General features: G+C 39.8%; 2 protein-coding genes. Both read left to right on the top strand.

Annotated features, from left to right (window positions below; genetic code table 11):
- Window positions 1–173: 173 nt before the first annotated feature.
- Window positions 174–308 (top strand): hypothetical protein, encoded by a 135-nt coding sequence (locus EBF12_RS12380; RefSeq protein WP_425269271.1) that lies wholly within the window; start codon window positions 174–176, stop codon window positions 306–308.
- On the top strand, window positions 301–807 hold the full coding sequence (locus tag EBF12_RS12375) for a glycine-rich domain-containing protein (RefSeq protein ID WP_425269270.1): 507 nt from the start codon (window positions 301–303) through the stop codon (window positions 805–807). Before EBF12_RS12380 ends, EBF12_RS12375 begins: the two co-directional genes overlap by 8 nt.
- Window positions 808–959: the final 152 nt, after the last annotated feature.

Here is a 959-nt window from a genome sequence, read left to right as displayed (position 1 = left end):
AGGTGAAAAGAACCGCAGTGAGCGGAGTGAAATAGAACCTGAAACCATCTGCCTACAATCATTCAGAGCCCTATTGTGAGTCCCTTTGAGAAATCATGGGGGGGGGGTAACTCTTTGTTATCTCTCCCTTTCCGCCCTTGCTTTCTCTTATCTTTTTTTGGTAAGGAGAAATGATGGATAGGGAGGAGCTTATACAGGAAATTATAGAGATGAATGAAGGTTATAGTTCAGACCAGCTTGATGATTGGGATACTCAAGACTTAGTGAAGCTTTATAAAAAACTATGCGAGGAGGATGAAGATGAGTAGCATTTCATTATCCAAACATAAGGTAGATATAGATGAGCTGAACCTTGAACCTATAATCGTTAAGATTATAGATAAAGTAGAGGGGAAAGGTTGGAGTTTAGAGTATGCTCGGTTAATCGAAGCAGAATATCGTAAATTTTTATTACTTCTCTTGGAGTATCCAAACGAAGCAATCGTGCCACCACAACAAGTTGATGAGTTTTGGCATTACCACATACTTGATACTATGAAGTATGCACAGGATTGCGAGGATGTTTTTGGTTATTTCGTCCATCACTTTCCATATTTTGGAATGCGTGGTGAGGAGGATGCTAAGAATTTAAAGAATGCTTGGAATGAAACTTGTAAGTTATATGTTGAGCGATTTGGAGAACCAGATTCTTATGTGAAAGACCATATTTGGACGGCTATTGGTCGATGTCCAAATTGTGGCAGGAGGTGTTCCAATTCGAGTGTCAGCTTTGCTTACGATATGAGACCTACAATCAGTATGAGCTAATTTTTTTGTTTTTGACAACTACTCACCACATAATATGTGGTGAGTAGTTGTTGTTTTGATTTTTCAGAGGGATTCACAAGGGTGATGGACTGCCTTTTGCATAATGATCCTGCGAGTTGTGGTATCTGGCAAGGTTAAGCACACGCGAAGCC

The sequence above is a fragment of the Helicobacter labetoulli genome, assembly GCF_003670275.1.
Taxonomy (GTDB): Bacteria; Campylobacterota; Campylobacteria; order Campylobacterales; family Helicobacteraceae; genus Helicobacter_C; species Helicobacter_C labetoulli.
The sequence above is the reverse complement of the archived record's forward strand: the minus strand, read 5'-3'. Positions and strand labels throughout refer to the sequence as shown.